General features: G+C 63.2%; 2 protein-coding genes and 1 pseudogene. 2 read left to right on the top strand and 1 reads right to left on the bottom strand.

Going from position 1 to position 1,394, the window contains the following annotated elements; all coding sequences use genetic code 11:
* Window positions 1-361 (top strand): annotated as a pseudogene (locus tag ACU5AP_RS16295) (DNA topoisomerase IB); the annotation flags it as partial.
* Here the strand turns inward: ACU5AP_RS16295 and ACU5AP_RS16290 are convergent.
* The gene (locus ACU5AP_RS16290; RefSeq protein WP_446681563.1) at window positions 358-963 is read right to left on the bottom strand and encodes a cysteine hydrolase family protein; all 606 of its coding nucleotides are present in this window, start codon (window positions 961-963) and stop codon (window positions 358-360) included. The pseudogene ACU5AP_RS16295 and the gene ACU5AP_RS16290 overlap by 4 nt on opposite strands.
* A 215-nt stretch (window positions 964-1,178) precedes the next feature.
* Between ACU5AP_RS16290 and ACU5AP_RS16285 the strand changes: the two genes are divergently transcribed.
* The coding region (locus ACU5AP_RS16285; protein WP_446681562.1) for a CHASE3 domain-containing protein at window positions 1,179-1,394 on the top strand (216 nt) is incomplete at its 3' end.

Here is a 1,394-nt window from a genome sequence, read left to right as displayed (position 1 = left end):
CGCCGAAGGCGTTCTGAAGCCGATCAGTTCAGACGACGTGAACGCCTATATCCGCGAGGCCATGGGGGATCAGTTCTCCGCCAAGGACTTCCGGACCTGGGCGGCCACCGTTTCCGCCGCCCGCGCCTTCTGCGAGATGGCCCTCCCCACGTCCCAGACCGAAGCCCGGCGCAACGTCTCAGCCTGCATGAGAACGATCGCGGGCCTGCTTGGCAATACGCCGACGGTCTGCCGAGCTTCCTATGTGCATCCGCGCGTGATTGAACTTTATGAAACCGGAAGCATCACAACCTTACTGCCTGGTCCAGAGGCTCAGGGTTTCGATTCGAGCCTGGCGCGATTGCTGGGCGGCCCCGCCTAGATCCAGGCTTCGAGAACTTCGTCGCATTCCGCCGTCTCGATCTGCTGGCCGAAACGGTCGTGATAAAGACCCAGCAAGGCTTCATGCGACTGGTCTGAAGAACTGCACAGAGCGTCCGACACCACCACCACGCGAAAACCCAGATCCACGGCGCCCAGAACGGTCGCCAGCACGCACATGTCGGTCTCGGCGCCCGTCACCACCAAGGTGTCGACCTGGCTCGCCATCAGAGCCGACGCCAGACCCGTGTCGACCCAGGGAGAATAGTGCGCCTTGTCCAGCACCTGTCCGGGCGGAGCGAATGCCTGCAACTCGGGCAGAAGCTCCACCCGTTCCTCCCCCAGATTTTCAAGCGTCATCGAGGCCCATCGCCGCCAATACCGACGCCAGGCTCCCCGCCCCTCATCGGCCGAGCGGGCGGGGATGAACCGGGTGAAACAGGTACGCTCGGCCTTGCGCTCGCACAGATGCACGATCACAGGCAGGACGCGCGGCATCCAGGGCGTGCGCCACGGCGTGTCCTCCGCGAACAGTCTTTGCATGTCCACGCACAGATGGACGGCGTTTGCCGGTATGGGGCCAAAGTGGATGCCGGAAGCCATAGGCAGCCAAAGCTCATGCTCGCAGAGGGTTCCCGTGACGGGCTCGAACATAGGACGAACAGGCGCCCCTAGCCTCGCTCTTCGCCCAGCCTGTGCGATGAGTCCAGCATAGGTTATTGCACGCTTCGCCCCCGCCTGTAGGCAGGGCGTTCCCGAGGCTCGCCAAGGTTCGCAGATTGATGAAATCGCCACGTCGCCCGTCTACGGGCTCAAAGATGGAAGCCTGGGCGACGCTGGGGCTGGCCCTTGTTCTCGCCTTCTTTTTCGCCACCGGCGTCATCGCCTGGCGCAACGTGGAAGTCTTGCGGGCCAACAACCAACAGATCATCCATACACACCGGGTGATCGTCGCGGTCGATGAAGTGCTGTCCGCCGCTCAGGATGCGGAGACGGGGCAACGCGGCTATCTGCTGACGGGCGACCTTCAGTAT

The organism is Brevundimonas sp. RM1 (genome assembly GCF_052907225.1).
This window is presented reverse-complemented; position numbering and strand designations above follow the sequence as displayed.